The organism is Janthinobacterium lividum, assembly GCF_034424625.1.
Taxonomy (GTDB): Bacteria; Pseudomonadota; Gammaproteobacteria; order Burkholderiales; family Burkholderiaceae_D; genus Janthinobacterium; species Janthinobacterium lividum.
In genome coordinates this window covers 673,432-698,350 of the sequence record NZ_CP139976.1, presented here as the reverse complement: position 1 = coordinate 698,350, position 24,919 = coordinate 673,432, and the positions used below count along the sequence as shown (strand labels likewise).

The window sequence follows — 24,919 nt, the reverse complement described above, 5'->3', positions numbered from 1 at the left end:
AAACATTAATCGTTTTTTCGCGGGGATAAATATGAAACTGAAATCACTCATCGCAGCAGCGGTACTGGGCGCTGCAACCATCGGTAGCGCATATGCTGCGTCGTACACCATCAATCTGACCAACACCACGGGCAACCTGTGGACGGGGGGCTTCAACGCCACTCCCACGCCGCTAGGCGTCTTTACCGATACGTTCACGTTCACTCCCGACGCGACTTTCGGTTCGACCGCGCAAGCCTTCCTGGCCAACCTGTCGGTCACGGGCAGCGACCCGGCTTCCATCAACTTCACCAGCGCCAATCTGAACGGCATATCCCTGACCGGTTTTGGCGGCCCCACTGTCTTCGGCTATGCCCAGGGCGAGGTGCTGGCGCCAACCACACTGCTGTTCAACGGTCCGATGGTCCTCACCGTCATGGGCAACAGCAACGGCGGCAGCTATGGCGGCACCTTCAACCTGAACCTGGCGCCCGTTCCTGAACCGGAAACGTATGGCATGCTGCTGGCCGGCCTGGGCATACTGGGCTTCCTGGCACGACGCCGCAAGCAATCTTGAGCGCACCACCCAAAAGACGCTGCGGCGTCTTTTTTTCACCCGGCTGCTAAACTGGCGCCATGACGACCGACTTTACCTCCACCAGCCATACCGCTTTCAGCCACCCGGGCCACCCGCCTGCCACCACCACCGAACACCGCGGCATCCGTTACCTGCACCTGGGAACCAAGTGGGTGCAGGGCGCCATGCGCCTGGACAAGCCAGATGCCATCGAGCTCGAATACGTGCAGATGATGATGATGTGGATGCTGTTCAAGACGCAGCCCAAACGCATCGTACAGCTGGGACTGGGCAGCGCCGCGCTGACCAAATTCAGCTACCGCCGCTTCCCCGACGCCACGGTCACGGCCATCGAACTCAATCCGAACGTGATCGCCATCTGCGGCGCCCAGTTCGCGCTGCCGCCGAACGACGCGCGCCTCGATGTGCGTGAAATGAATGCGCTCGACTTCGTGCTCGATCCTGCCAACCACGGCACGGTCGACGCGCTGCAAGTGGACCTGTACGACGAAGACGCGCGCGGTCCTGTGCTCGACACGCCAGAGTTCTACCAGGCTTGCCACGACTGCCTGGCCGACGACGGCATCATGTGCACGAATGTCTTCGGCGACTTCCCCAACTACGACAAGAATCTACAGGCGATGGAACTGGTTTTCGACGCCGTCGTCTGGGTGCCGGAAATGGAAGATGAAAACATCGTCGTGCTGGCCTTCAAAAAATCGCCATCGCTCGACTTCAGCGATTTATACGAACGCGCCGCCGCCATCAGGAAGCAGTTCAACCTGCCCGCCAAGAACTGGGTCAATGGCTTGAAGCAGTGGATGCAGGACCAGCAGTAAGCCATGCGATCTCATTCCAGGACAGGCTGCCAGTTTCCTGCGGCGCGATAAAACCCCAGGCTCTTGCCGCCGTTGAAGCGCGCGGCTTTCATCAGGCCAGCGAGCTCGCTGGAGATCAACAGGTCACCCGATTGCGCATCCCTGGCGATCTGCCTGGGCGCCAGTTCCTCGTCGCGCAAAAACGTCCGCGTGAAGTAGATGACGTTGCCCTTGTCATCTTTTTCCGCGATTGAACGTTCGAGGTCCACCGTCTGTACGTGTTGCGTCGCATTCACGATGTAAAACGGCTGCTCCACAGGTTCACCGCCCGCCATGATGCAGGCGGGAGCGAGCAATTCCACGTCCTGGCCGGCGGCGCCGGCAAGGAACCCGGCCAGGCGGGCCGAGACCAGCGGCACGTCCCCCAGCAGCCACAGACAGTCATGTTTCAGGAGCCTTTCCCGGGTGCAGACGAAATGCACGGGGGGCCTGTCCATACCGAACGGATACGGAGCCCCCTGCAGCAGCGCCAGATAGTCGAAGTTCGATCCAGCCGTCTCATAGGATCCACATTCCTTGTCGTAGGAGCCGGTCAGTTTGTCATGGTAATCAACCGGGGCTTTCCAGCTCAGTATCATGGGTAGTCCTCTTCCTCGTCCTGGCAAAGGCCTATTGTGACCGCTTCGCCTGCCCAGCCGCGCCAGCTTGCGCAAGCAGCGCACCCAGGCGGCGTGCCAGGCCGTCCATGTTCTCGGCCGGCACCTGCGCATAACCGAGCAGGAACCCGTTCCAGCCCATCCCTTCTCCCGTTCCATGCGCGGACAGGGCCAGCGCCACGATGCCGTCCTGCGCGGCGCTCCGGCTCAGCGCCAGGTCATCCCATTCCGCTTCATGAAAACGCAGCGCCAGGTGCATGCCGGCCGTGCCGCCATGGATGGCCGCGCCGCCACACGCATGGCGCTGCAAGGCCTCGCTCAAGGCGTCGCGGCGCTGGCGGTACAGGCGGCGCATGCGGCGCACGTGGCGCATGCGGCGCACGTGGCGCATGCGGCGCACGTGGCGCGCAAACAGGCCGCTGCGCAGGAAGTCGGCCAGCGCCAGCTGTTCGGCTACCCGTCCGCGCGCGGCGCCCTGCGCCTGCATCTGCGCGAAGGCGCCGGCCAGCGCGGACGGCACGACGATAAAGGCGATGCGCAAGGCGGGAAACATGGTCTTGCTGAAGGTGCCCAGGTACACGACGGGCGCGTCGGCCACCAGTCCCTGCATGGCGGCCAGGGGCGGGCCGCCATGGCGAAATTCGCTGTCGTAATCGTCTTCGATGATCAAGGCGCCGGCCGCGCGCGCGCGTTCGAGCAGCGCCATGCGGCGCGCGGGACTGAGCACGCTGCCCGTCGGATACTGGTGCGACGGCGTGGTGTAGATCAGGCGCGGCGGCGTCTCGCGCCAGTCGTCATCCGTCGGCGCGATGCCATCCATGTCAACGGCGATGCCCGTCACCTGCAAGCCGGCGCCGCGGCCCGCAGCCAGCGCGCCGCCATAGCCGGGATGCTCGATCCACAAGGTATCGCCCTGGTCGGCAAAGGCGCGCAGGCAGACATCGAGGCTGCTCTGCGTGCCGTCCGTGATGAACACCTGGCCCGCATCGCAGACGACGCCGCGCGCGGCGCGCAAATGCTCGGCGATGGCCATGCGCAGCTGCGGCTCGCCGGCAGGGTCGCCGTAATTGAGCTGGCGCGGCGTCAGCGCCCGCCATGCGCGGTCCAGCATGCGCCGCCACTGCGCCAGCGGGAATTCATCGAGCGCCGGCACGCCAGGCGCGAACGCGCCCATGGCGTCGGCGGGAAACACCAGCGCCGCATTCACATCCTGTCCCGCCACGCCGCGCAAATGCCGGGCGCGGCGCGACAAGCCATCCTTGCTGCCGGCCGCCGGCACGGCTTCCGGCATGCCGGCGCTGCCGGCGACGACGGTGCCGCGCCGGTCCGGCAAGACAAACCCTTCGCTGGCCAATTGCTCGTAGGCGTACAGCACGGTATTGCGCGCCAGTCCCAGTTCGGCGGCCAGCACGCGCGTGGCGGCCAGCCGCGTACCGGGCGCCAGCTGCCCGTTGCGGATCGCCGCGCGCAGGCATTCATGCAGCAGGCGCTGGCGCGGCCAGCCCCGCTCGCGGTGCGTGCGCTCGAATGCATCAAGCAGCAAAGCAAAATCCATGCGTTTCCTTGGTGGCTCCAAATTATTTGTCGGTTCTGGATCTTTTTTCAGGGCCAGATGCCGATTATAGTGCGGCCTGCTTCTTCAACCAACCGGACTTCCGCCATGACCGCTACCGCCCTGCCTCCCAGCCCCCGTACCCGCGTGCGCCGCGTCGCCGAACTGGCCAGCTACGAGCAAGCCACCCTGTACGCCATCGTCGATGCCGCCTACCTGTGCCATATCGCCTTCCGCGACGACACGGGCAGCCATTGCATCCCGACCGCCTGCTGGCGCATCGGCGGCTACCTGTACATCCATGGCTCGAACGGCAGCCGCATGCTCAAGCAGCTCTTGCACGATACCGATGTGTGCGTGACGGTGAGCCATCTCGACGGCCTGGTGCTGGCGCGCTCCGCCTTCAATCACACGATGAACTACCGCTCGGCGATGGTGTACGGGCAGTTTGAAAAAGTAAGCGATATCGGCCAGCAGCATGCGGCCATGGATGCGCTGATGGAAAAACTGGCGCCGGGACGCCTGGCCCAGGTGCGCGGCGGCAGCGCCAAGGAATACGCGGCCACCACCGTGCTGCGCATCGCGCTCGACGAATGCGCCGTCAAGCAGCGCAAGGGCGGCCCGCTCGACGACGCGGGCGACATGGCGCATGCCGTCTGGACGGGCGAACTGCCGTTTACGCACGGGCGGGGCACGGCCATCGCCGATGCACTCAACACCAGCGAAATGCCCGCATATGCCGCCGCATGGGGGACGGAATCCGCTTGACCGGCCAGCGTCCTTGCCCGATGATCGGCGTTGATGGCGATCGCCACCAATTGAGCAACCGACCCAATCACGCATGGAGCATATGATGATGAAGCGAGTAACCCTGGCCGCGGCCTTGACGGTCATGCTGGCCTGTGGCGGCAGCGGTGCGGCACTGGCCGCCGATGCGGGCGACGCGGCCCTGAAGGCGGCCATCGCCGGCAGTGCGCGCACGCCGGCCAACGCGCTGCGCGACAGCGCCCGCCATCCGTATGAAACGCTGGCGTTCTTCGGCATCAAGCCGACCATGACGGTGGTGGAACTGGCGCCCGGCGGCGGCTGGTACACGGAGATCCTGGCGCCCTACCTGCGCGACAACGGCAAGCTGATCGCCGCCGGCAACGACCCGCAGTCAAGCAGCGAAGGCGCCCGCCGTGGCGCGGCGCGCTTCCAGCAAAAGCTCGACGCCAACCCGGCGGCTTTCGGCAAGGTGGAAATCGGCGCCTTCGCGCCCCCCACCACCTACCGCATCGCGCCCAAGGGCACGGCCGACATGGTGCTCACCTTCCGCAATATTCACAACTGGATACCCATCGGCGAAGCCGGCATGCAGACCTTGTTCAAGGAAGTGTATGACAGCCTGAAACCGGGCGGCGTGTTCGGCGTCGTCGAGCACCGCCTGCCGGCCAACAAGGCGCAGGATGCCACGGCCAGCAGCGGCTACATGCACGAAGCGTATGTGATCAAGCTGGCCGAAGGCGCAGGTTTCAAACTGGCGGCCAAGTCGGACATCAACGCCAATCCGAAGGACCATGCCGACCACCAGGGCGGTGTGTGGGCGCTGCCACCGACCTATGCCAACAAGGATGTGGACCGGGCCAAATACACGGCCATCGGCGAGAGCGACCGCATGACCCTGAAATTCGTCAAGCCCTGAGTCACTGACAAGACGATGGCGGCGGGCCGAAACGGTGGCCGCCATCGTCCTGTGCGCGCAGCGCGCCTTACAGGTAAATGCCGTACACGCCACACAGGCGCTTGACCAGGGAGCAGGAGCTGGCATCGCCATCCGTCACGCACGCGGTATAGGCTTCCTCGCAGGTTTCACGGGTTGGCAGGGCATATGCGGAAGAACTGATGGCGCCGGCAAAACCGACGGCGGCGCAAAAGACAAATACGGCTTTTTTCACATTGATCATTTTTATCCCGTTCCCAAAGAGTTGAGTTGTTATATAAAACCACTGGAAGACAAAGACGCCAGCCGCCAGAAACTGCCTGTCGAGAGACGAATTTCGTGGCGCACGGAAATAGTAACACCTTGAAAAGTTAATAAATACGCAAACAAGAAAACAAGATAACGTTTCTTTTTCATCCCATTTCATGGAATAAAAACTGGCCCGCCGCCCTCCTGCCGTGCATTTGCATGGAAACAGGCGAAAAAAAACCGCAGCACAGGCTGCGGTTCTTGTATCGATACCTTATTTCTTTGCTTCCTTCGGCTTCACCGGCACCAAGCTCAGATCCTGGAAGTCGTAGCTGAAATCCGTCTCGGCCGACACCGGCGCCATTTTTACCCGGTCGATGCTGCCATCGGGATTGAGCGAGAACGTCACGTAGGCATCGGCGTTGAAATTGCGCTCCTTCCAGCGCACGATGAAGGTGTCGTGCTGCCAGTGTTCCAGCTCGCCCGTCAGGTCCGGCGTGCGCGTAAAGCTGAGGATGTGCTTCTTGCCTTCCGGACGGATAGTGACCTTGCCATACCAGGCATCCTCGTACTCGCCGTCGTACGCCGCCAGCGGCAGCGATGGCTGCGATCTGGCCGCACGTGCGCTCGACGCCTTGCCCTGCTTTTTCACTTCCTCGGCATGCTGGTCCTGCTCCACCTTGGCCACCAGCGCCAGCCAGTCCGACGGCGCCGCCTGCAGGTAATGGTCGAGGATGCGCCATTGCAGCGCCGTCATGGAACCGCCATTTTCCGCATTGGTCAGAATGGCCACGCCCAGCTTTGCTTCCGGCACCATCACCACGCGCGAATAAAATCCTTGCAGCGCGCCGCCGTGCATGGCCACTTTCATGCCCTTGTAGTCGCGCAGCTGGAAGCCCAGTCCATATGCGCTGAAATTCGGTTTCGTTGCGGCCAGTGCCGGCTTCGGCTCGGAAATCTTGATCGGCGTTTGCGCCGTCCACATCTCGCGGCCCTGCTTTTCACTGAACAGGCGCGCGTCCTTGCCATCCTTGTCCTTCACGCCGGCGATCTTGCCGCCGTCGAGCAGCACCATCATCCACTTGGCGATATCTTCCGCATTCGTGTTGATGCCGACGGCGCCTACGGCATTCGGCACGGGCATGGACTTGACGGCGGCGATCTTGCCGTCGATCTTGCTGTGCGCACTGGCGACGTCGGACTTGCCCGCGTTTTCAAGCAGGCTGGTGGTGGTGCCCGTCATGCCCAGCGGCGCCAGGATGCGTTCATGCATGGCCTCGCCCCAGCTTTTCCCCGCCTTGTCGGCGATGATCTTGCCGGCCACGATATACAGCAGGTTATCGTAGGCATAGCTGTTGCGAAAACTCGTGGCCGGACGGATGTAGCGCAGCTTCTCGATGATTTCGTCGGTGCTGAACGTGGTGGTCGGCCACCACAGCAAGTCGCCCGCGCCCAGGCCCAGGCCACTGCGGTGCGTGAGCAGGTCGCGGATGGTCATGGCACCCGTCACGTAGGAATCGTGCATCTGGAAACCGGGCAAGTGCTTGGTGACAGGATCGTCCCAGGCCAGCTTGCCCTCGTCGACCAGCATGGCCAGCGCGGCGGCCGTGAAGCCTTTCGAATTCGATGCCACTTCGAACAGGGTCTGCGCATCGACAGCGGCCGGTTCGCCCAGCTTGCGTACGCCAAAGCCCCTGGCGGTGACGACCTTGCCATCCTTGACGATGGCGATCGCCATGCCGGGCACGTCGAACACTTTCAGGGCGGTGGCAACGTCGCGGTCAAGATCGAAGGCGGGCGCGGGCGCCGGCGCAGCGGCAACAACGGGTGCGGCGTCCAAAGCCAGCGCCGGCACGGTGATGCTGGAAAACGCCAGCACGATGGCGGCGGCAAGACGGTTCATGGTATGCATGGTCAGGATGTCCAAAGAAGGTTCAATGCGCTTGCGCGGCCATCAATTTATCGACGCTTTCCTGCGTCACCGGGTGGTAGCGTTCACGCGCCTTCGCATACACGTCCTTGGCCCAGGCATGGCCTTGCGGCGTCTTCATCAAGGCGCTGTACAGAGGCACGACGAACTTCTGGCGGCCCACGCTCATCAGGAATGCCTGCAAGGGCTGGCGCACATCGTAGCCGGCGTTCACGGAGGCCAGATAAAAGCGGTAAGCGACTTCATTGTTGCCGCTCTTGCCCACGCCGTAGGCCTGGTCCAGCTCACGCAATTGCGCTGCGCTGGCCTTGTTGTTGATATCGTTCAGGAAGTGCATCGATTCGATGGCGATCCACTTGTCCATGCCCAGGTCCTTGGTCGCCAGCTCGCCTTTCAGCCAGGCGTCGCGGTGCTGGTCGAGCAGCGCCAGGCGCGGCGAGACGACGCGCTGCGCGCTGGCCGGCACGCCTGTGCCATACAGCCATTCATCGAGTTCCGCTTCCGGCATCACGTCCGGATGCTGCGCCAGCAGGTTCTTGCGCAGGTAGGCGATGAACTGCTCCGTCGTCACGCTCTGGAACGCATGCTGGTCGAACCAGCCGCGCAGGAAGGGGTCGAATACGGCGCGGCCGGCACGGCGCTCCATGGTGGCCAGGAACCAGGCGCCTTTCGGGTAGATGATGCCATCGTCCGTGTAGGTTTCAGCGGGATTGGCGTCCGCATCGCGCGTGATCAATGCCGTTTTCGCTGCCGGCAATTCGCGGATCGCAGCGGCCAGTTCTTCCTGGTCGACCTGCACGCCCATCTGCGCCACTTCGCTGCCATACAGCTGCTCGACGATGCGCGTGGTGACGTAGGTAGTGAAGCCTTCGTTGAGCCACATGTGCTTCCACGAGGCATTGGTGACCAGGTTGCCCGACCACGAGTGGGCCAGTTCATGCGCGATCAGGTCGACCAGGCTGCGGTCGCCCGCGATCATAGTCGGCGTGAGGAAGGTCAAGCGCGGGTTTTCCATGCCGCCGTAGGGGAACGATGGCGGCAGCACGATCATGTCGTAACGGCCCCAGCCATACGGACCGTACAGCGCTTCGGCTGCCTGGATCATCTTTTCCGTGTCGGCCAGCTCGTATTCGGCCGCCTTGATGCGCGGCGGCTCGGCATACACGGCAGAACGGGGACCGAGCTTGCGCACTTCCAGTTCGCCGATGGCGATGGCCAGCAGGTACGAGGGGATCGGCTGCGGCATCCTGAATTTCCAGCCGCCCTTGCCCGTCGCTTTTTCGTCATTCTCGGCGCTCATCACGACGCGCATGCCCGCTGGCGCATCGATGCGCGCGCTGTACGTAAAGCGCACGGCCGGCGTATCCTGCGACGGCACCCACGAGCGGGCGTTGATGCTTTGCGACTGGCTGAACATGAAAGGCAGCTTGCCCGACATGGTCTGCTGCGGCGTGAGCCACTGCAGCGCGATGGCGTTCGGCGCCGTGTGATAGTAGACGCGCACCTTGCCCGGCTGGCCCGTGGTGGTGATGCGCAGCGCCTGGCCTTTTTCCGGATCGGCCTTGTCCAGCTGGTACGGCGCCATCTGCCATACGCCGCGCTTGTCCTGTACCTGCACTTTCGCGATCGACAAATCGCGCGTATCGAGCACCAGGGTGCGCGCCGCCGGATCGATCCAGTTCAAGGACAGCTCCGCATAGCCGGACAGGGTCTTTTGCTTGAAGTCCGCTTTCAGGTCCAGCTGCAGGTCGCGCGTGCGCACCTGGTCGTAGCGCGCGTAGCTGAGGGGGTCGGCGTGCGCGGCCAGGGTTACCTGGCAAAGTAGCGCACAGCCCAGCGCGCGCAGGAAGGTCAAAGTTTGCATGGTCGTCTTTTGAATGATTTGCGAAAGCCCCGGTCCGTGTGCGCCGGGGCGTCGCGCAGAATAGCACTTCCGGCGCAGGCCGGCAGAAAAAAGCGCCGGACTGGCCGGCGCCGTTTCCCTATTTCGTCTCGGCCTTGGCTTCCGGCTTGGCCTCGGGTGCCTTCAGCGGCGCATTGAAATCCTTCATCAGGTTGTTCTTGTCGCGGTCCTGCTTGAACAGTTCGAGGCGCGATGGCGTGATTTTTCTCGGCCACGCATTGTTGCTGGTGTCGATATCGGCCGTCTCCCAGTACGGATCCTGCACCAATCCCACCATCGGCTCGTCCGTAACGATCACCTTGCTAATCTTGTGCGGCGCATAGCGCCACACTTCGGCAGGCACGCGTTCGATGATCTTCTTGCCGCTTTTCAGTTCAATCTCCAGTATCAGCGGCATCACCAGGCCGCCGAGATTCGAAAAGTCGACCAGGTACAGATGCTTGCCCATGTTGCGCTGTTCCAGCAGCTGTCTCTCCCACGGCTCCAGCGCTTCCTGCTCTTCCGCATAGCTGTTGCGGTCCTTGTTGGTGACCGTGAATTCATCGTGCCGGTTATAGAAATCCTTCAGCGCGGGATCGAGGTCGACCTTCTTCGGCAGCGCCTTGTTGCGCTGGTCCGAGATCGAGATGGGCTGCCCGGCCTTCTGCGCCTTCTTCCATGCTTTTTCGACTTCCGGATTCTTCGTGCTCACGCCATATTCGCTGATGCCGTCGATGCTGATGTCGACCGCGTCCGTGGTATAGAACCAGCCGCGCCAGAACCAGTCCAGGTCCGTGCCGGAAGCGTCTTCCATGGTGCGGAAAAAGTCGGCGGGAGTCGGGCGCTTGAACTTCCAGCGCAAGGCGTACTGCTTGAAGGCGAAGTCGAACAGTTCGCGCCCCAGGATGGTCTCGCGCAGGATGTTGAGTGCCGTGGCCGGCTTGTCGTAGGCATTCGCCGTGAACTGCAGCAAGGACTCGGAATTGGTCATGATGGGTACCTGGTTCTGGCTGCGCATGTAGTCGACGATCTTGCGCGGCTCGCCATTCCAGGAGGGGAAATGCTCTTCCCACGCCTGCTCGGCCAGGTACTGCAGGAAGGAATTCAAACCCTCGTCCATCCACGTCCACTGGCGCTCGTCCGAGTTGACGATCATGGGAAAATAATTGTGGCCCACTTCATGGATGATCACGCCGATCAGGTCATATTTGGCCGTCTTCGAATACGTGAGTTCTCCCGTCTTCTTGTCCTTCACGGGGCGTCCGCCATTGAACGCAATCATCGGGTACTCCATGCCGCCGACGGCGCCATTGACGGAGATCGCGTTCGGATACGGATAGTCGAAGCTGTACTTGTTGTACTGCTCGATCGCGTGCACGACGGCGCGCGTGCTGTACTGCTGCCACAGCGGATTGCCCTCGTTAGGATAGTAGGACATGGCCATCACGCGCTTGCCGCCGCTGTCCAGTCCCTGCGCATCCCAGATAAACTTGCGGCTCGAGGCCCACGCCACGTCGCGCACATTGGCCGCCTTGAAGTGCCAGGTTTTCATGCCCACCGCTTTACTCTTTTCCGCCGCCAGCGCCTCGGCGGGCGTGATCACCAGCAGCGGCGTATTGCTGTTCTTTGCCCGCGCCAGTCGTTCGCGCTGCGCCGCGCTCAACACGCTAGCAGGGTTTTGCAGCTCGCCCGTGGCGGCCACCACATGGTCGCCCGGCACCGTCAGGTACAACTCGTAATCGCCAAACTCCAAGGTGAATTCGCCGGAGCCGAGGAACTGCTTGTGCTGCCAGCCGACGGCGTCGTAATACGCAGCCATACGGGGGAACCATTGCGCGATCTGGAAAATCGCGTTCTTGTCGTCTTCAAAGTACTCATAGCCGGAGCGCTCGACCAGCACCTTCTGGTCATTGATCTGATACGACCAGTCGATGTTGAAGGTGACGCTCTGGCCAGGCGCCAGCGCCACCGGCAGATCGATGCGCAGCATGGTCTGGTTGACCACATGCGGCAGCGGCTTGCCGTTGGCCGCTTTCACAGCGGTGAGCTTGAAGCCGCCGTCAAATTCGCGGCCCGCATGGATGGCGCGCAAGTCCTCGAATTTCAGCGCTTCGTCCTCGCTGCCGCTCAACCAGGCCTGGCGCGATGGCGCGCTCAGTACGCGGCGCTGGTCGGCATCCTGGCGCAAGCCATTCTGGTCCAGCTGCAGCCACAAGTACGCAAGGCTGTCGGGCGAGCGGTTGTGGTAGGTGATCTGTTCGCTGGCCGTGATGGCGCGCCGTGCCTCATCGAGCGTGGCGCGGATCACGTAATCAGCGCGCTGCTGCCAGTAGGCGTGACCCGGCGCACCGGACGCCGTGCGGTAGGCATTCGGCGTGGGCAGCAGTTCTTCCAGCTGGCGGAACTTGTCGTCGAAGGGCGCGGCGGCGCACAGGCCGGACAAGGGAGCAAACAAGGTCACACATAAGGCAAGCAAGCGGACAAGGACCGGCATGGCGCATTCCATCTGGGAGTCGTGGGCACACTGCATTCTAAGTCGAGTCTGTTTGCAAATCGATCATTGTTGTCGAAGTCCCACACACCAGGCCGTGACGTGCCCCGCCGGTACTGGCGCCGGCGCGGGCATTGGCGTATGATGCGCCTCGAACATTGGGGAGTAGTCGTCCCGCGGTCCTGCCGCGGGAACCTGTATCAACATGATTGGCCCGCAGGCCATGGTGCAGGTGGTTGCAGAACTTGACGAGACCATTGATCCAGGGCGGCCGCATGGGCCGGAGTCGCCCGTGGATCATTGGTTAATTCGTCCGGCCCGCGTACTCTTGCAATCTCATGGAAGCATTCCTCATCTCCACCGGCATCGTCGGTCTCGCTGAAATCGGCGACAAAACCCAACTCCTGGCCTTTTTGCTGGCCGCCAAATTCCGCAAGCCCCTGCCCATCGTGCTGGCGATCTTCGTCGCCACCATCGCCAATCATGCGTTTGCCGCCGCCGTCGGTACCTGGATCACCAGCATGCTGGGGCCCGATGTGCTGCGCTGGGTACTGGGCGTATCATTCCTCGCCATGGCCGCCTGGACCCTGATCCCCGACAAGCTCGATGAAGGCGAAACGAAGCTGGCCAGGTATGGCGTCTTCCTGACCACTCTGATCGCCTTCTTCATGGCGGAAATGGGAGACAAGACGCAGGTGGCGACCGTAGCGCTGGCGGCGCGCTATCACGACATTGTCTCTGTTGTGCTGGGCACCACCTTCGGCATGATGCTGGCCAACGTGCCGGCCGTCTACCTGGGCGACAGGATCGCCGACCGCGTCCCGCTGCGCCTCGTGCACGGCATCGCGGCGCTGGTCTTTGCCGTGCTGGGCGTGGCCACCCTGCTGGGCGCGGGCGCGGCACTAGGGTTCTGAGGCAGCCTGATATAATTTCTCATTTACAATATTCATGCTCATAATTACAATGTCGGCGACATGAGTACCGGCGCGCCCATCCCGAGCGGGCAGCGCGCCTTCTTGAGGAATGTATGCAGTTAAACAGAAAAGTGGCGGCGCTGTGCTTGGCCGCTTGCGCCAGCCAGCCTATCGCCGCCCTGGCGATATCCCTGAACTACCACCGCCAGACAGCAGCGCAGTCCGCGCCCGAAGTACGCACGCGCGACCTGCTGCTGTTCGGCGCCGGCTTGATCCTGCTGGCTGGCCGGCGCCGGCCCGAACACGACACCTGGACAATACTAGAGCAGCAGTAGCACCGCATACTCGCGGCCCTCGTCGCGCAAGGCAATGCTGTTGCTGCCCTGCGCGACGCCATCGAGCGACAATCCCGCAGGCCGCCCCTGCGCCTGCTCCACCGTGATGGCATAACTGCTGGCACCGAAGCGGTAATGCAGCTTGAAGCTGTCCCATTCAGCCGGCATGGTGGGCGCCATGCGCAGCACGTTCGCTTCACGCGTCAAGCCCAACAGGGATTCGACGATCAGGCGGTATAGCCAGCCCGACGACCCCGTGTACCAGCTCCAGCCGCCGCGTCCCACGTGCGGCGCGACGGCATACACATCGGCCGTCACCACATACGGTTCCACCTTGTAGCGCGCCACCGCCTGTGCGTCCATGCCATGGCGCACGGGATTGATCATGCGCAGCAGTTCCCACGCCTTTTCGCCGTCACCCAGGCGCGCAAACGCCATCGCCGTCCAGATGGCCGCATGCGTGTACTGGCCGCCGTTCTCGCGCACGCCCGGCACATAGCCGCGGATATAGCCGGGATTGAGGTCGGCTTTGTCGAACGGCGGATCGAGCAGCTGGATCACGCCGGAATCACGGCGCACCAGGCGCGCATCGACCTGGCGCATGGCGCCGGCAACCCGCTCCTTGTTGGCCGCGCCCGACAGCACGCCCCAGCTTTGCGAAATCGAATCGATCTGGCACTCCTCGTTCGTGTGCGAACCCAATGGCGTGCCGTCGTCGAAATACGCGCGCCGGTACCACTCGCCATCCCACGCATGTTCCTCGACGCTGGCCGCCAGTTTCACGGCTTCATCGCGGCAGAACTGGGCAAACGCAGCATCGCCGCGCAGCACGGCTACCTCGGCAAAGCGCTGCAGCACTTCGTACAGGAAGAAGGCCAGCCACACGCTCTCGCCCTTGCCATGTTCGCCCACCTTGTCCATGCCGTCGTTCCAGTCGCAGGAACCGATCAACGGCAAGCCGTGCACGCCCAGGCGCAAGCCATGGCGGATGGCGCGCACGCAGTGCTCGTACAGGTCGGCCGACTCGCCCGACCGCACGGGCAGGTCGTAATACGAATCCTCTTCCGGCTTGACGGCGCGGCCCTCGATGAAGGGCGCCACTTCCGACAGCACGTTGACGTCGCCCGTGGCGATCACATAGCGGCAGGCGGCCAGCGGCAGCCACAGGTAATCGTCGGAGCAATGCGTGCGCACGCCACGGTCCGATGGCGGATGCCACCAGTGCTGCACGTCGCCTTCGACAAACTGGTGCGCCGCACACAGCAGCAAGTGATTACGCAGCAGCTGCGGCGCCGTGTGGATCATCGCCATCGCATCTTGCAGCTGGTCGCGGAAACCGTAGGCGCCGCCCGACTGGTAGTAGCCGCTGCGCGCCCACAGGCGGCAGGCGATGGTCTGGTACATCAGCCAGCCATTGGCGATCACGTCCAGCGATGGATCGGGCGTTTCGATGCGCACGGCGCCCAGGGTATTTTCCCAATGCGCGCGCACCGCGTCGAGCGCACTGCGGGCCGCATCCTTGCCCGCATGGCGCTGCACCATGGTGCTGGCGTCGGCATTGCGGCGCCCGCCCACGCCGAGCAGGAAGACGATTTCACGTTCCTGCCCCGGCTGCAATTCAAACGGGACCTGGATGGCCGCGCACGGATCCAGTCCCGTGCCCGCCTTGCCGGACAGGCGCACGCGGCGCAAGGCGGCCGGCTGCGCCAGACTGCCATTGCGGCCGATGAATTCATTGCGGTCGCAAGTGATGGAGCGGATGCTGGCATCCGTATTGAAGAAGCCGACCCGGCCCGAAAACTCCGTATTGTAGTTATTGCGCGCAAACAGGGCGCCGCTGATCGTGTCGACCTCCGTGGCCACATGCATGCCGGACTTGGCGCGCAGGTCGGCCATCACCCATTCCACATAGCCCGTGACGGACAGGCGGCGCGGCACGCCGCTGTCGTTGCGCACCTTGATGACCGAATATTTGACGGCCGCATCGAGCGCCACATAGGTGCACAGTTCCGTGGCGATGCCGCCTTCGCTGTGTTCAAACACGCTGTAGCCGAAGCCGTGGCGCGTGACGTAGTCGCCGCTGCCGCGCGCGGGCAGGGACGAGGGTGACCAGAACTGGCCCGTTTGCTCATCACGCACATAGAACGCTTCGCCGGACAGGTCGGACACGGGGTCGTTCTGCCATGGCGTGAGGCGGAATTCATGCGCATTCTCGCTCCACGTATACGCCTGGCCGGCTTCGGACACCACCGTGCCGAATTGCGCATTGGCCAGCACGTTCGACCACGGCGCCGGTGTCTGCTTGCCCTCTCCCGTGGTAATCACGTATTCGCGGCCATCGGGTGTGAAGCCGCCGAGGCCATTTTCCAGGATCAGCTCGCGCGCCTGCGCCCGGTGCGGCACGCCGCCATGTTCGCGGGCCGGGTCCTGCAGCAGCGGCGGCATGCGCAGCACGGGGCTCGGCGGACGCTTGACCTGCTCGGCCAGAGTGCCGCGCAGATCGCTGATGATGGCGCGTGCCACCGATTGCAGCAAGATGCGGTCCTCGTTGGCGATCTGCTCGGCCAGGCGCACGAAGATGCCGCCCGGGCGGTCGATCGCCTGCGCGTCGATGCCCGAGGCGATCAAGCCCATGATCTGGTCGTGCAGCAGCTGGCGGTAGCCCGACTGCTCTTCATACCAGATCACCAGGTCGACGATCAGGCCTTTCAGGCGCCAGTAGGCATGCGCCTGCACCATCTGGCGCGCCAGTTCGATATTGGCCGCGTCGCGTATCTGCAGCAGCACGATGGGCAAGTCGCCGGAAATGGCATACGCCCACAGGCCCGACTGGCCACGCTGGTTCTTGATCAGGATGCTGGCCTCGGCGCGCAGGGCCGCATTCGGATAGATCACGGCATTGGCCAGGCGCGCATACAGCTGCGCGTCCGCTTCGCTGGCATTCAACTGGCGCAGCACCACCTGGCTGTGCGTCCAGGCCAGTTCGAACACGCGGTCGGCCAGGTGGCGGTCCTGGTATTTGTCGATCAGGTGCAGTGCCGCGTCGCGCTGCTCCACCATGCCGGTGACGCTGTCGACGGTGACGGCCTGGTCGGGTTCGAGCGTGATGACATAGCGGATGGCCACGATGGGATCGAGCACGGAGCCGTGGCCGCCACTGAGCGGGCCACTTTCCTGCAGCGCCTGCGGCAGTTGCACCGTATTGCCGCGACCGATGAAGCGCGCGCGGTCCGTCTCGAACGATACTTCGTAGCGCTCGATATCGTGCACCGTCATCACATGCAGCAGCCACGGCATCTGCTCTTCCTTGGAGCGGGGCCGGCGCGTACATAAAATCGCTTTTTCATGCGCGAGGATTTCCGTCTGTACGAACAGCTTGCTGAACGCGGGATGGGCCGCATCGGCCGCCGCCGGCGCCATCACCACTTCGGCAAAACTGGTGATCTCGATGCGCCGCTGGCGGTTCGAATTATTGCTGATGCGCGTGCGGCGGATTTCGATGTCGTCCTCGGGCGAGACAACGATTTCCGTGTACAGGTCGAGGCCATGGTCGGCACGGCGGAACTCCGCCCGCCCCTCGGAAAAGATCACTTCATATTTCTTCGGTTCGGCCAAGGTGGGCTGGTACATGGTGGACCAGACGGCACCGTCGTCGAGGTCGCGCAGGTAGCAGAAATTGCCCCAGTTATCGCGCGTGCTGTCTTCGCGCCAGCGCGTCACGGACAGGTCTTTCCAGCGGCTGTAGCTACCGCCCGCATTGCTCACCATGACGTGGTAGCGGCCATTCGACAGCAGCTGCGTTTCCGGCACGGCGCTGTTGGCTTGCGTGAGGATGCGCATCGGCATGGCTTGCTCGGGCGCGCCGCTGCGCAGCACCGCCAGTTCGGCCGTGTTCGAGTAGAACGCGCCGGCCTGCGGCGTACGCTCCTGCAGCACCAGCAAGGCCGATTGCAGCAGCGGATCGGACTCGAAACGGCGCTGCATCGGACGGTCGTGCAGCAGGTAGCTGAGGGCCAGGAAGCCCATGCCCTGGTGGTGCACCATGAAGGAGCGGATGATGGCGCTGCCCTGCCCGCGCGGCAGGCGCGCCGTCGTGAAATCGATGGCTTCAAAGAAGCCGTAACGGCCCATGTAGCCGGCCGCCTGCATGCGCTGCAGGTTCTGGCAAGACGCTTCCGGCTGGACCATCAGGCCCATCATGCTGGCATATGGCGCCACCACCAGATCGTCGGCCAGGCCCCGTTTCAAACCCAGCCCCGGCACGCCGAAGGCGCGGTATTGATAATTCAAACTGGCGTCGACCGTGTTGTAGCCGGATTCGGAAATCCCCCATGGCACGTCGCGCTGGCGACCATAGTCGATCTGCGCCTCGATGACGGAGTGGTAGGTCTGGTCAAGCAGGGTATTCGGGTAGTTCGGCATCACCAGCAGCGGCATCAGGTACTCGAACATCGAGCCGCTCCACGACAGCAGCACGGGCTGGCCGGCCACCATGCACAGCTGGCGGCCCAGGGCGAACCAGTGCTCCTGCGGCAGCTGGCCCTGGGCGATGGCGATGAAGCTGGCCAGGCGCACTTCGGAAGCCAATAAATCGTAGTAGCTGGGGTCCAGGCGCCGCTCGCTGACGTTATAGCCGATGGCCAGCAGTTTTGTCGATGGGTTGTACAGGAACGCGTACTCGATCTGCGCGAAGTCGCGCGCCTGGCCCGCCGCGTGGGCGATATCGCGCATGTGGCGGCCCGCCTGTTCGCGGCCCTGCGCCAGCAAGGCGGCCAGCTCCGAAGGCGTGCCTTCCGGCGTTTCCAGGTTGGCCAGTTCGCGCAGGGTCGGCACGCGCAGCCACGCAGGATCGACGCCCGCCTGCGCCGCCCATGGCGCCAGCTGCAGCAACTCGGCCAGCGCCGCGCGGCACTGGCGCGCCAGCGCACCGCTCCACATGGACAGCTCGCCATCCTCGCTTTGCAAGGTCAGCGACAGCAGCGCGTCGGCGGCGCCATTCGCGGCGGCGAGATAGGCATGCCATTCGGCCAGGCTGGCGGGCGCGGCCTGCGCCTGCAGCAGGCTCATGCTCTCGCGCATGGCCTTGCCCTCGCCTTCGGCGGCGATGAATTCCTGCAGCACTTGCGCCGTCGTGCGGATGCCCTGCACCACCTGCGCGCCGATGATCGGGGCGTCATACAGTTCCACCAGTCCCGGCTGCAAGGTCAGCAGATGGCCGGCCAGGTTGCCGCTGTCGACCGTCGAGATGTACATCGGCTGCAGCGCCTTCAGGGTCTGCGTGTCGTACCAGTTATAGAAGTGGCCCTGGAAACGTTCCAGCTCACCCATGCTGTGCAGGGTGGCGCGGCTGCGCTCGATCAACTGGCCCAGGGTGAGATAGCCGAAATCGTAGGCCGTCAAATTGGCCAGCAGCGCCAGGCCGATATTCGTCGGCGAGGTGCGGTGCGCCACCACCAGGTTCGGATGCTCCTGCATGTTATCGGGCGGCAGCCAGTGGTCGTCCGGCCCGACGAAGGTATCGAAATAGGCCCAGGTCTTGCGCGCCACGCCATGCAGGAAGCGTCCCTGCTCGGCCGACAGGCGCGCCACGGCACGCTCGATGGGGCGGCTGATCCACCAGGCGATGGCGGGTGCGGCCAGCCACAGCAGCAGCACCACGGCGGCGGCGGGCAAGGCCTCGGGGCGCCAGTAGAGCAAGGCGCCGAAGGCGGCCAGCGCCAGCGCGGGCGAGCACCACATGGCGCGCCAGCTGTCGGCCTGCGAACCCGACGATACATGTAGATTCGAAGCGCGCCAGTCGAGCAAGTGCTTGTGCGACACGCCCAGGCGCCACAGGGTGCGCACGATGGCGTCCAGGCTGATCCACGCTTCATACGGCAGGAAGACGAGGGTCAGCATGGCGTGCGAAAACTGCACACCGCAGCGCCGCTCGAAGGCGGCCAGGTGCTGGCGCCACAGGGTGTCGCGCGGTTTGCGCAGCAAATCGTACAGGGCCGAAAACACGGGCGGCAGGAAGATGATGGCCAGCACGGCCGCGCTCCAGAATGCCACCTGCGGCAGGAAGCCCCACGCCAGCAGCAGCGACAAGGTGGTGGCCGGCGCCACGACACTGCGGCGCAGGTTGTCGAACAGCTTCCAGCGCGACAGCATCGACAAAGGATTGCGTTCGCGCTTGCCGGCGCGGCCCGGCACCCGGCCCAGCAGCCAGCCGATCAGCTGCCAGTCGCCGCGTATCCAGCGCTGGCGGCGGCTCACGTCGGCGTCGTAGCGGGCCGGATATTCCTCGTACAGCTGCGAGTCGCTCAGCAAGCCGGCGCGCAGGTAGCAGCCTTCCAGCAAATCGTGGCTGAGGATTTTATTGTCGGGCAGGCGCTGGCCCAGCACGCGCTCGAACATGTCGAGGTCATAGATGCCTTTGCCGATGAAAGAGCCTTCATAGAACACGTCCTGGTACAGGTCGGAGACGGTGCGCGTGTAGGGGTCGATGCCCGGCTCGCCGCCGCACAGCAGCTCGTAGCGCGAGGCGTTGGCGCTGGGCAGCGCCACGGCCACGCGCGGCTGCAAGATGCCGTAGCCGGCCACCACGCGCGTGCCGGCCGCGTCCAGCACGGGACGGTTCAGCGGGTGCATCATGGTGGCGATGAATTCGCGCGCCGCGTCGCGCGGCAGCTGCGTATCCGTGTCGAGCGTGATCACGTATTTGATCGTGCGCAGGCCGCGCAACTCGCCTTCCACCAGCGAGAATTTGTCGCGCGCGCCGCCCCGCAAAAATGCGTGCAGGTCGGACAATTTACCGCGCTTGCGCTCCTGCCCCATCCACGCATTCTGCTGCGAATTCCACAGGCGCGGACGGTGCAGCAGCAGGAACGGTCCCACCTGGCCCAGCTGTTCCGGGTCGGCCGGGTCGCCGTTTTCCTTGGCCGCCACGCCCTCCACGCGGTATTTCTCGTTCAAGCCACGGATGGTCTCCTGCGCCTGGCGCAGCAAGGCTTCGTCGCCCGGCATCGTTTGCGCTTCCGCGTCGACGAAGTCGGTCAGCAGGCAAAAGCGCAAATTCGGATCGCGGTTGGCGAGATAACGCACTTCCAGCGCCTCGCACAGGGCCGCCACGTTTTCCTCGCTGTAGATCAGGGTCGGCACCACGACCATGCCGCGCGCATCCGATGGAATGCCGGCCTGGTAATCCATGCGCGGCAGCGGGTGCGGCGACGTCATCAGGGTCGCCAGCCAGTTCACCACGGCCACGGCCAGCTGGCTGCTGCCCAGCAGCGCCAGCGCGCCCAGCGCCGCCAGGGGCCAGCCCTGCACGCCATGGCGCACGGCGCGCTCGAGCAGCAAGGCGCTCGTCGCCAGGGTCAGGAACGAGATCGCGCCCAGGTAGACGGCCAGCGGCGCGGCGCGCGCCGTATGCTGCAGCGCCTCGATGAAAGGCAGTCTGGCGCCGGCCTGCTTTTCCAGCACCAGCACGCCGCGCCCCACCAGGTAAAAGCCGATGTGGCCGCGGCGCGCGTCATTGCCGTTGCCGTGCGTGTGCGCCAGTTGCACCACCATCTCGGCCACCTCCACTTCGCTGCGCGCGCTGCGCCTGGCGATGCGCTCGATGGCGTGGCGGTAGCTGTCGCGCGTGGCGAAATCCATCAAGCCATATGTGCCGGCCGGGTCCAGGCGCAGGGTCTGCTCGACCACGCTCATGGTTTCGACGAATTCCTGCCAATCCATGGTGCCGAGAAAACGCAGGCTGCCGATGCTGTTGGCGATCGACACCTGGTCGGCCGCCTGCTGCCCGATCTCGGACTGGATCTGCTGCTCGATGGTGAGGCCCGACTCGGCCAGCTTGTGCGTCAGCCACGATAGCGCCAGGGTCAGCGAGGAACTCTGTCCCTGCAGGCGGCGCGACAATTCGGCCACGAAGGCGCTGGTCATCGGCGGATTCGAACGTGCCATGTCTGCCACCAGCAGTATCAAGCCGCTGGGATTGCGCTCGGCGATCTCCGTCATCTGGTCGGCCCAGGTATTGGCCAGGTCGCGCTGCATGCGGTCATCGGCCACGCGTACGGCGACGCGGCGCAGGTTTTCGATCAGGGCCAGGCGCAGCATGATGGGCACGGCCCACAGCTCGCCCAGGGTCAAGGTGGCCACGTCCTGGTAAGCCTCGACGAAGTGGCACAGGTTTTCCAGGTCGACGCGGCCATCGCCATGCGAGATGATTTCCAGCGCGATCTTGTACACGCGCGGACAGCCAGCATCCGCCCCAGAGGTCAGCCGTGGCAGCTCCTTGCTGTAGTTCTTCGGCAAATGCCGCCGCGTGGTGCGGATCTGCTCTTCGATCAGGTAAAAATTATCGAGCAGCCATTCCGAGGCGGGCGTGACCTGGCGCCCGCTTTTCACCGTGGCCGTCAGCTCGTTGACGGTAGCCGTGATCAGGGCCGCATTGTCGGCCAGGCGCGCCAGCAGGCGGTCGCGGCCATGATGCCGACCTACCGCATGGCCGGCGGCCACGTGCTTGCCGTGGGCGGCCATCTGGATGGCGCTGAATAATTCGGAACGCAGGGGCAAGGCGTCGTCGCGCGCGGCGTCGAAGGTGTCCGGTGCGAGGGAATGGTCGCGGAAGATTTCCCTGACTTTGGAAACCTGTTCCTTGATCTGCTGCGTGACAACTGCTGTGTACTCTTTCAACTTGGCCTCGCTAGGTGCGCGCAGGCAGCCAGCGGCCGCCGTCACGCTGGCCCAGTCTGAAGAACACGATCGGACACTGGCGAAGACGGAAAGCGAAGCGCCGGAGCGTTGCGACGAATCTCAGGGTATAGGGAGATTTTCTGAACTTCATCGTAGGGGCGCCCTGTGCGCAAGACCGTGCGCTAGCGTACATACCCGGCGCTTTAGGGGCGTGCCGGCAAAGAAATCAACGAGTAAAACGGGAGAAAAATTCCTGGAGGAAATGAACAGAGGGAAATGAGTACCAGCACCGTGCCAATGATGGCACGGTGCAATATTTCACGGAAGAAAGTTCAAGCCGCTCAGGCAGCGATGGCCAGCGGATGGCGTGTCGCCTCCGCCATCGCCATGCCGCCGTTGAGTTGCCATGCCGCGCCGTGACCGAGGCGGCGCAGGCAGGCAGCGGCGCGCGCGCTGCGGTTGCCGCTGCGGCAGAAAAAGACCAGCGGGCGCTGCGGCTGCTGCAGCCACGCGGCTACCTGGCCCGCCAGGCGGCTCAGCGGCACGCTGTGCACGGCGCAGCCCTCGAATACCGTGCCGGCGCAAGCCGCGTGTTCATACGCTTCGCGCACATCGACAAGGATGGCGTCGGGATGCTGGCGCAGGAAGGCGGGCAAGGCGGCCGCATCGAGCTGCAGTTCGGCGGCAGGCACGATACCTTCCTGCACGCTGCACACGGTGCCGCAAATGCTGCCGTCGTCGCCTGATGCGCACAGCACGGTGCCTTGCGTCAGCAGCGCCGCATCCAGCAGGGGCACCAGCGCCTCGGGCGCCAGGTTGCCGATGAAGGCGAAGCGCTGATCGAGCAGGTACACATGGTTTTCACCACACTCGACGCGGCGCAGGCGCTGCTGGCCCAGTGCCAGCTCACCGTCGATATCGATGCGGCCCACCTGCTCGATGGCGAGTTCCTGCAGCAATGCCAGGCGCGCCACGCCATGGTCGGCTGGCGGCGCCGTGTGCACGATGGCGCGCAAGGCCAGCTGCTGGCAGCGGATGAAGGCGGCCAGGCGCGGCACGAGCGCGGCGACCGGATCGATGACGACACAACTGGCGCTGGCAGCGTCGCTGATCAGCCAGGTGCACTGGCCATCCACGCCCAGCTGGATTATGCCGTCCTGCGCGCCGTCCTGCGGCGATGGCGCCAGCGCCGACGGCAGCAGACAGCTGCTGCGCAGGGCCTCGCCACAGCGCTCGATGCGCGCGCAGGCAGCGGCAATCGTCGCCGCGTCGATCAGGGGGCCGAACGACAGACGGATGGCCGAGCTGGCGCGCCATTGCGGCACATGCATCGCTTCGAGGACATAGCTGGGGAGCGCCTTGGCGGCGGAACAGGCGCTGCCCGAACTGACGCGCACGCGCGCCGCGTCGAACAGGTCCAGCAGCTCTTTTGAGGACAGGCCCGGCACGGAAAAATTGAGCGTCGTCGACAAGGACAAGTCGAACGGCATATTGAAAACGATGCCGGGAAACGCCCGTTCCAGGCTGGCCACCAGCTGCTCGCGGAAAGCGGCCAGGTCGGCGTGGCTGCGGAAGGTCTTGCCATCGTCGAGCGCGGCCAGCACGGCGCCCAGCGCGGCGATGCCGGCCATGTTTTCCGTGCCCGAGCGCAGGCCACCTTCCTGGCCGCCGCCCATCATCAGGGGCGTAAACGGCGCGCCGGCGCGCACGTACAGCATGCCGATGCCCTTGGGCGCATACAGCTTGTGGCCGGAAAACGGCGCGTAGTCGATGCGCGTGGCGGCCAGGTTCAGTTTCAGCTTGCCCAGCGCCTGCACGCAATCGACCATCCAGTAGGCGTCGGCGCCGCGTTCCTGCAGCAACTGGGCGATGGCGGACAAATCGCTGACGACGCCCGTTTCATTATTCGCCGCCATCGTGCACAGCATGGCCGCGTCGCCGATCAGCGCGCCCAGGGCCTGCAGATCGTGGCGCCCTTGCGCATCGACAGGCAGCTTGCGCACTTCCAGGTTCAGGCCCAATAAGCGGTTCCAGTGCGCCAGGCTTTCCGGCACGGCCTTGTGCTCGGTCGCGCCATACAGCAGCAGGCTGCCGATGCGCTTGCCCGCATCGCGCCGTTCGCGCAGCGCGCACAGGGCGGACAGCACGGCCGTCTGGATACCTTCGGTGGCGCCGCTATTGAACATCAACCGGCCGTCGCCCACGCCCAGCAAGCCGCTGGCGCGCCGGCGCACGCCATCCATCATGGCCTTGGCCTGCAATCCCGTGGCATGGGTGCTGCTGGGATTGCCATAGCCCTGCTCCATCGCTTGCCGGGCGGCGGCAACGGCGGCGGGCAGCACGCAGGTGGTGGCATTGCTGTCGAGGTAGATTTCTTTCATGATGGCAGTCTGGGGATTCTATAAATAAAGGGGCAGCACCTACGGCTGGAACGTATGAACAGTCTACCGGCACCCAACCGTGAAGATATGCCAAAAGACACTGCAACTACGGTATCATGCAGCATGTTCATGCCATAAAAACCTGAATAAGAAAATGAATTCACCAAACACCTCGCTCGACAAATTCGACTGCGCCATCCTCGCAGCCCTGCAGCAGGACGGTACCCTGTCGATCGCCGCCCTCAGCGAAAAGATCGGCCTGTCCAGCACGCCATGCTGGAAACGGGTCAAGCGCCTGGAGGAAGAGGGTTATATCGAGAGCCGCGTGGCCATCGTCAACCGGCAAAAAGTGGGGTTGCCCGTGACCGTCTTCGTCAGCGTGCGCACGGGCCAGCACGATGAGAAATGGCTGCGCCGCTTTGCCGCCGCCGTCATCGTCTTGCCGGAAGTACAGGAATTCCACCGCATGAGCGGCGATATCGACTACCTGCTGAAAGTCGTCACCACCGACATCAAGGGCTACGATACCTTCTACAAAAAGCTCATCAAGGCCGTGCAGCTGACGGGCGTGTCCTCCGCCTTTTCCATGGAACAGATCAAATGCAGCACGGAATTGCCGCTGGAATTGATCGCCCACGGCTTGCCTGCCTGAAGCGTTTTCCATCCACGCCAGGCGGACGTGGAAAATCACGTTGCTGCAATGCAACATAAATGAACAAAAAGCAGCAATGGTGCGGCGGGACGCGCAGCGCGGCCGGTATACTGTCCGCTTGTCTG

General features: G+C 64.1%; 15 protein-coding genes and 1 riboswitch. Of the genes, 7 read left to right on the top strand and 8 right to left on the bottom strand.

Going from position 1 to position 24,919, the window contains the following annotated elements; genetic code table 11:
* Positions 1–31: 31 nt before the first annotated feature.
* Together U0004_RS03020 and U0004_RS03015 are read left to right on the top strand one after the other, a co-directional pair.
* Positions 32–556, top strand: coding sequence for an FxDxF family PEP-CTERM protein (locus U0004_RS03020; protein ID WP_070259937.1), 525 nt, complete (start codon positions 32–34; stop codon positions 554–556).
* Positions 557–615: 59 nt separating this feature from the next.
* On the top strand, positions 616–1,395 hold the full coding sequence (locus tag U0004_RS03015; protein ID WP_070259939.1) for a spermine/spermidine synthase domain-containing protein: 780 nt from the start codon (positions 616–618) through the stop codon (positions 1,393–1,395).
* A gap of 11 nt (positions 1,396–1,406) precedes the next feature.
* Here U0004_RS03015 and U0004_RS03010 read toward each other — a convergent pair whose 3' ends face one another.
* A complete protein-coding gene (locus tag U0004_RS03010) occupies positions 1,407–2,012 on the bottom strand; it encodes a hypothetical protein (RefSeq protein ID WP_070259940.1) in 606 nt (201 codons plus the stop codon).
* Between the two features lie 31 nt (positions 2,013–2,043).
* Positions 2,044–3,585: a MocR-like pyridoxine biosynthesis transcription factor PdxR gene (pdxR, locus tag U0004_RS03005; protein ID WP_070259941.1), complete on the bottom strand. Its 1,542-nt coding sequence runs from the start codon at positions 3,583–3,585 to the stop codon at positions 2,044–2,046.
* 105 nt (positions 3,586–3,690) lie between these two features.
* Here pdxR and U0004_RS03000 point away from each other — a divergent pair, with 105 nt between their 5' ends.
* Positions 3,691–4,350 (top strand): pyridoxamine 5'-phosphate oxidase family protein, encoded by a 660-nt coding sequence (locus U0004_RS03000; protein WP_070259942.1) that lies wholly within the window; start codon positions 3,691–3,693, stop codon positions 4,348–4,350.
* Between the two features lie 85 nt (positions 4,351–4,435).
* Complete coding sequence (locus U0004_RS02995) at positions 4,436–5,266, top strand: class I SAM-dependent methyltransferase (RefSeq protein ID WP_081345890.1); 831 nt, start codon at positions 4,436–4,438, stop codon at positions 5,264–5,266.
* A 67-nt stretch (positions 5,267–5,333) separates the two neighbouring features.
* Here the strand turns inward: U0004_RS02995 and U0004_RS02990 are convergent, their stop codons facing one another.
* The 4 genes from U0004_RS02990 to U0004_RS02975 form a co-directional block, all read right to left on the bottom strand.
* On the bottom strand, positions 5,334–5,711 hold the full coding sequence (locus tag U0004_RS02990; protein WP_139144276.1) for a hypothetical protein: 378 nt from the start codon (positions 5,709–5,711) through the stop codon (positions 5,334–5,336).
* Between the two features lie 96 nt (positions 5,712–5,807).
* On the bottom strand, positions 5,808–7,445 hold the full coding sequence (locus U0004_RS02985) for a serine hydrolase (RefSeq protein ID WP_070259960.1): 1,638 nt from the start codon (positions 7,443–7,445) through the stop codon (positions 5,808–5,810).
* A 22-nt stretch (positions 7,446–7,467) separates the two neighbouring features.
* Complete coding sequence (locus tag U0004_RS02980) at positions 7,468–9,327, bottom strand: M1 family metallopeptidase (RefSeq protein ID WP_070259943.1); 1,860 nt, start codon at positions 9,325–9,327, stop codon at positions 7,468–7,470.
* A gap of 118 nt (positions 9,328–9,445) precedes the next feature.
* Positions 9,446–11,839: a M1 family aminopeptidase gene (locus U0004_RS02975; protein WP_070259962.1), complete on the bottom strand. Its 2,394-nt coding sequence runs from the start codon at positions 11,837–11,839 to the stop codon at positions 9,446–9,448.
* Positions 11,840–11,984: 145 nt separating this feature from the next.
* A riboswitch (yybP-ykoY riboswitch) is annotated at positions 11,985–12,164 on the top strand.
* 10 nt (positions 12,165–12,174) lie between these two features.
* Between U0004_RS02975 and U0004_RS02970 the strand changes: the two genes are divergently transcribed.
* Both U0004_RS02970 and U0004_RS02965 read left to right on the top strand, forming a co-directional pair.
* Positions 12,175–12,750: a TMEM165/GDT1 family protein gene (locus tag U0004_RS02970; protein WP_070259944.1), complete on the top strand. Its 576-nt coding sequence runs from the start codon at positions 12,175–12,177 to the stop codon at positions 12,748–12,750.
* Between the two features lie 113 nt (positions 12,751–12,863).
* Positions 12,864–13,085, top strand: a complete 222-nt coding sequence (locus U0004_RS02965; RefSeq protein WP_070259945.1) for a hypothetical protein — start codon at positions 12,864–12,866, stop codon at positions 13,083–13,085.
* On the opposite strand, the gene U0004_RS02960 is transcribed toward U0004_RS02965, so the two are convergent.
* Together U0004_RS02960 and U0004_RS02955 are read right to left on the bottom strand one after the other, a co-directional pair.
* Positions 13,071–21,698: a GH36-type glycosyl hydrolase domain-containing protein gene (locus tag U0004_RS02960; RefSeq protein ID WP_115057600.1), complete on the bottom strand. Its 8,628-nt coding sequence runs from the start codon at positions 21,696–21,698 to the stop codon at positions 13,071–13,073. The genes U0004_RS02965 and U0004_RS02960 overlap by 15 nt on opposite strands.
* A gap of 404 nt (positions 21,699–22,102) precedes the next feature.
* The gene (locus tag U0004_RS02955) at positions 22,103–24,142 is read right to left on the bottom strand and encodes an aminotransferase class V-fold PLP-dependent enzyme (protein WP_070259947.1); all 2,040 of its coding nucleotides are present in this window, start codon (positions 24,140–24,142) and stop codon (positions 22,103–22,105) included.
* Between the two features lie 154 nt (positions 24,143–24,296).
* Between U0004_RS02955 and U0004_RS02950 the strand changes: the two genes are divergently transcribed.
* Positions 24,297–24,794 carry an Lrp/AsnC family transcriptional regulator gene (locus tag U0004_RS02950; RefSeq protein WP_034783259.1) on the top strand — a complete coding sequence of 166 codons (498 nt, stop codon included), beginning with the start codon at positions 24,297–24,299 and terminating at the stop codon, positions 24,792–24,794.
* Positions 24,795–24,919 lie beyond the last annotated feature (125 nt).

Bases quoted from the DNA above. Each gene is read 5' to 3' on its own strand.
- U0004_RS02950 (WP_034783259.1), top strand. From the start codon at position 24,297: ATGAATTCACCAAACACCTCGCTCGACAAATTCGACTGCGCCATCCTC.
- U0004_RS02985 (WP_070259960.1), bottom strand. From the start codon at position 7,445: ATGCATACCATGAACCGTCTTGCCGCCGCCATCGTGCTGGCGTTTTCC.
- U0004_RS03010 (WP_070259940.1), bottom strand. From the start codon at position 2,012: ATGATACTGAGCTGGAAAGCCCCGGTTGATTACCATGACAAACTGACC.
- U0004_RS02980 (WP_070259943.1), bottom strand. From the start codon at position 9,327: ATGCAAACTTTGACCTTCCTGCGCGCGCTGGGCTGTGCGCTACTTTGC.
- U0004_RS02955 (WP_070259947.1), bottom strand. From the start codon at position 24,142: ATGAAAGAAATCTACCTCGACAGCAATGCCACCACCTGCGTGCTGCCC.
- pdxR (WP_070259941.1), bottom strand. From the start codon at position 3,585: ATGGATTTTGCTTTGCTGCTTGATGCATTCGAGCGCACGCACCGCGAG.
- U0004_RS03015 (WP_070259939.1), top strand. From the start codon at position 616: ATGACGACCGACTTTACCTCCACCAGCCATACCGCTTTCAGCCACCCG.
- U0004_RS03000 (WP_070259942.1), top strand. From the start codon at position 3,691: ATGACCGCTACCGCCCTGCCTCCCAGCCCCCGTACCCGCGTGCGCCGC.
- U0004_RS02990 (WP_139144276.1), bottom strand. From the start codon at position 5,711: ATGAAATGGGATGAAAAAGAAACGTTATCTTGTTTTCTTGTTTGCGTA.
- U0004_RS03020 (WP_070259937.1), top strand. From the start codon at position 32: ATGAAACTGAAATCACTCATCGCAGCAGCGGTACTGGGCGCTGCAACC.
- U0004_RS02970 (WP_070259944.1), top strand. From the start codon at position 12,175: ATGGAAGCATTCCTCATCTCCACCGGCATCGTCGGTCTCGCTGAAATC.
- U0004_RS02995 (WP_081345890.1), top strand. From the start codon at position 4,436: ATGATGAAGCGAGTAACCCTGGCCGCGGCCTTGACGGTCATGCTGGCC.
- U0004_RS02965 (WP_070259945.1), top strand. From the start codon at position 12,864: ATGCAGTTAAACAGAAAAGTGGCGGCGCTGTGCTTGGCCGCTTGCGCC.
- U0004_RS02975 (WP_070259962.1), bottom strand. From the start codon at position 11,839: ATGCCGGTCCTTGTCCGCTTGCTTGCCTTATGTGTGACCTTGTTTGCT.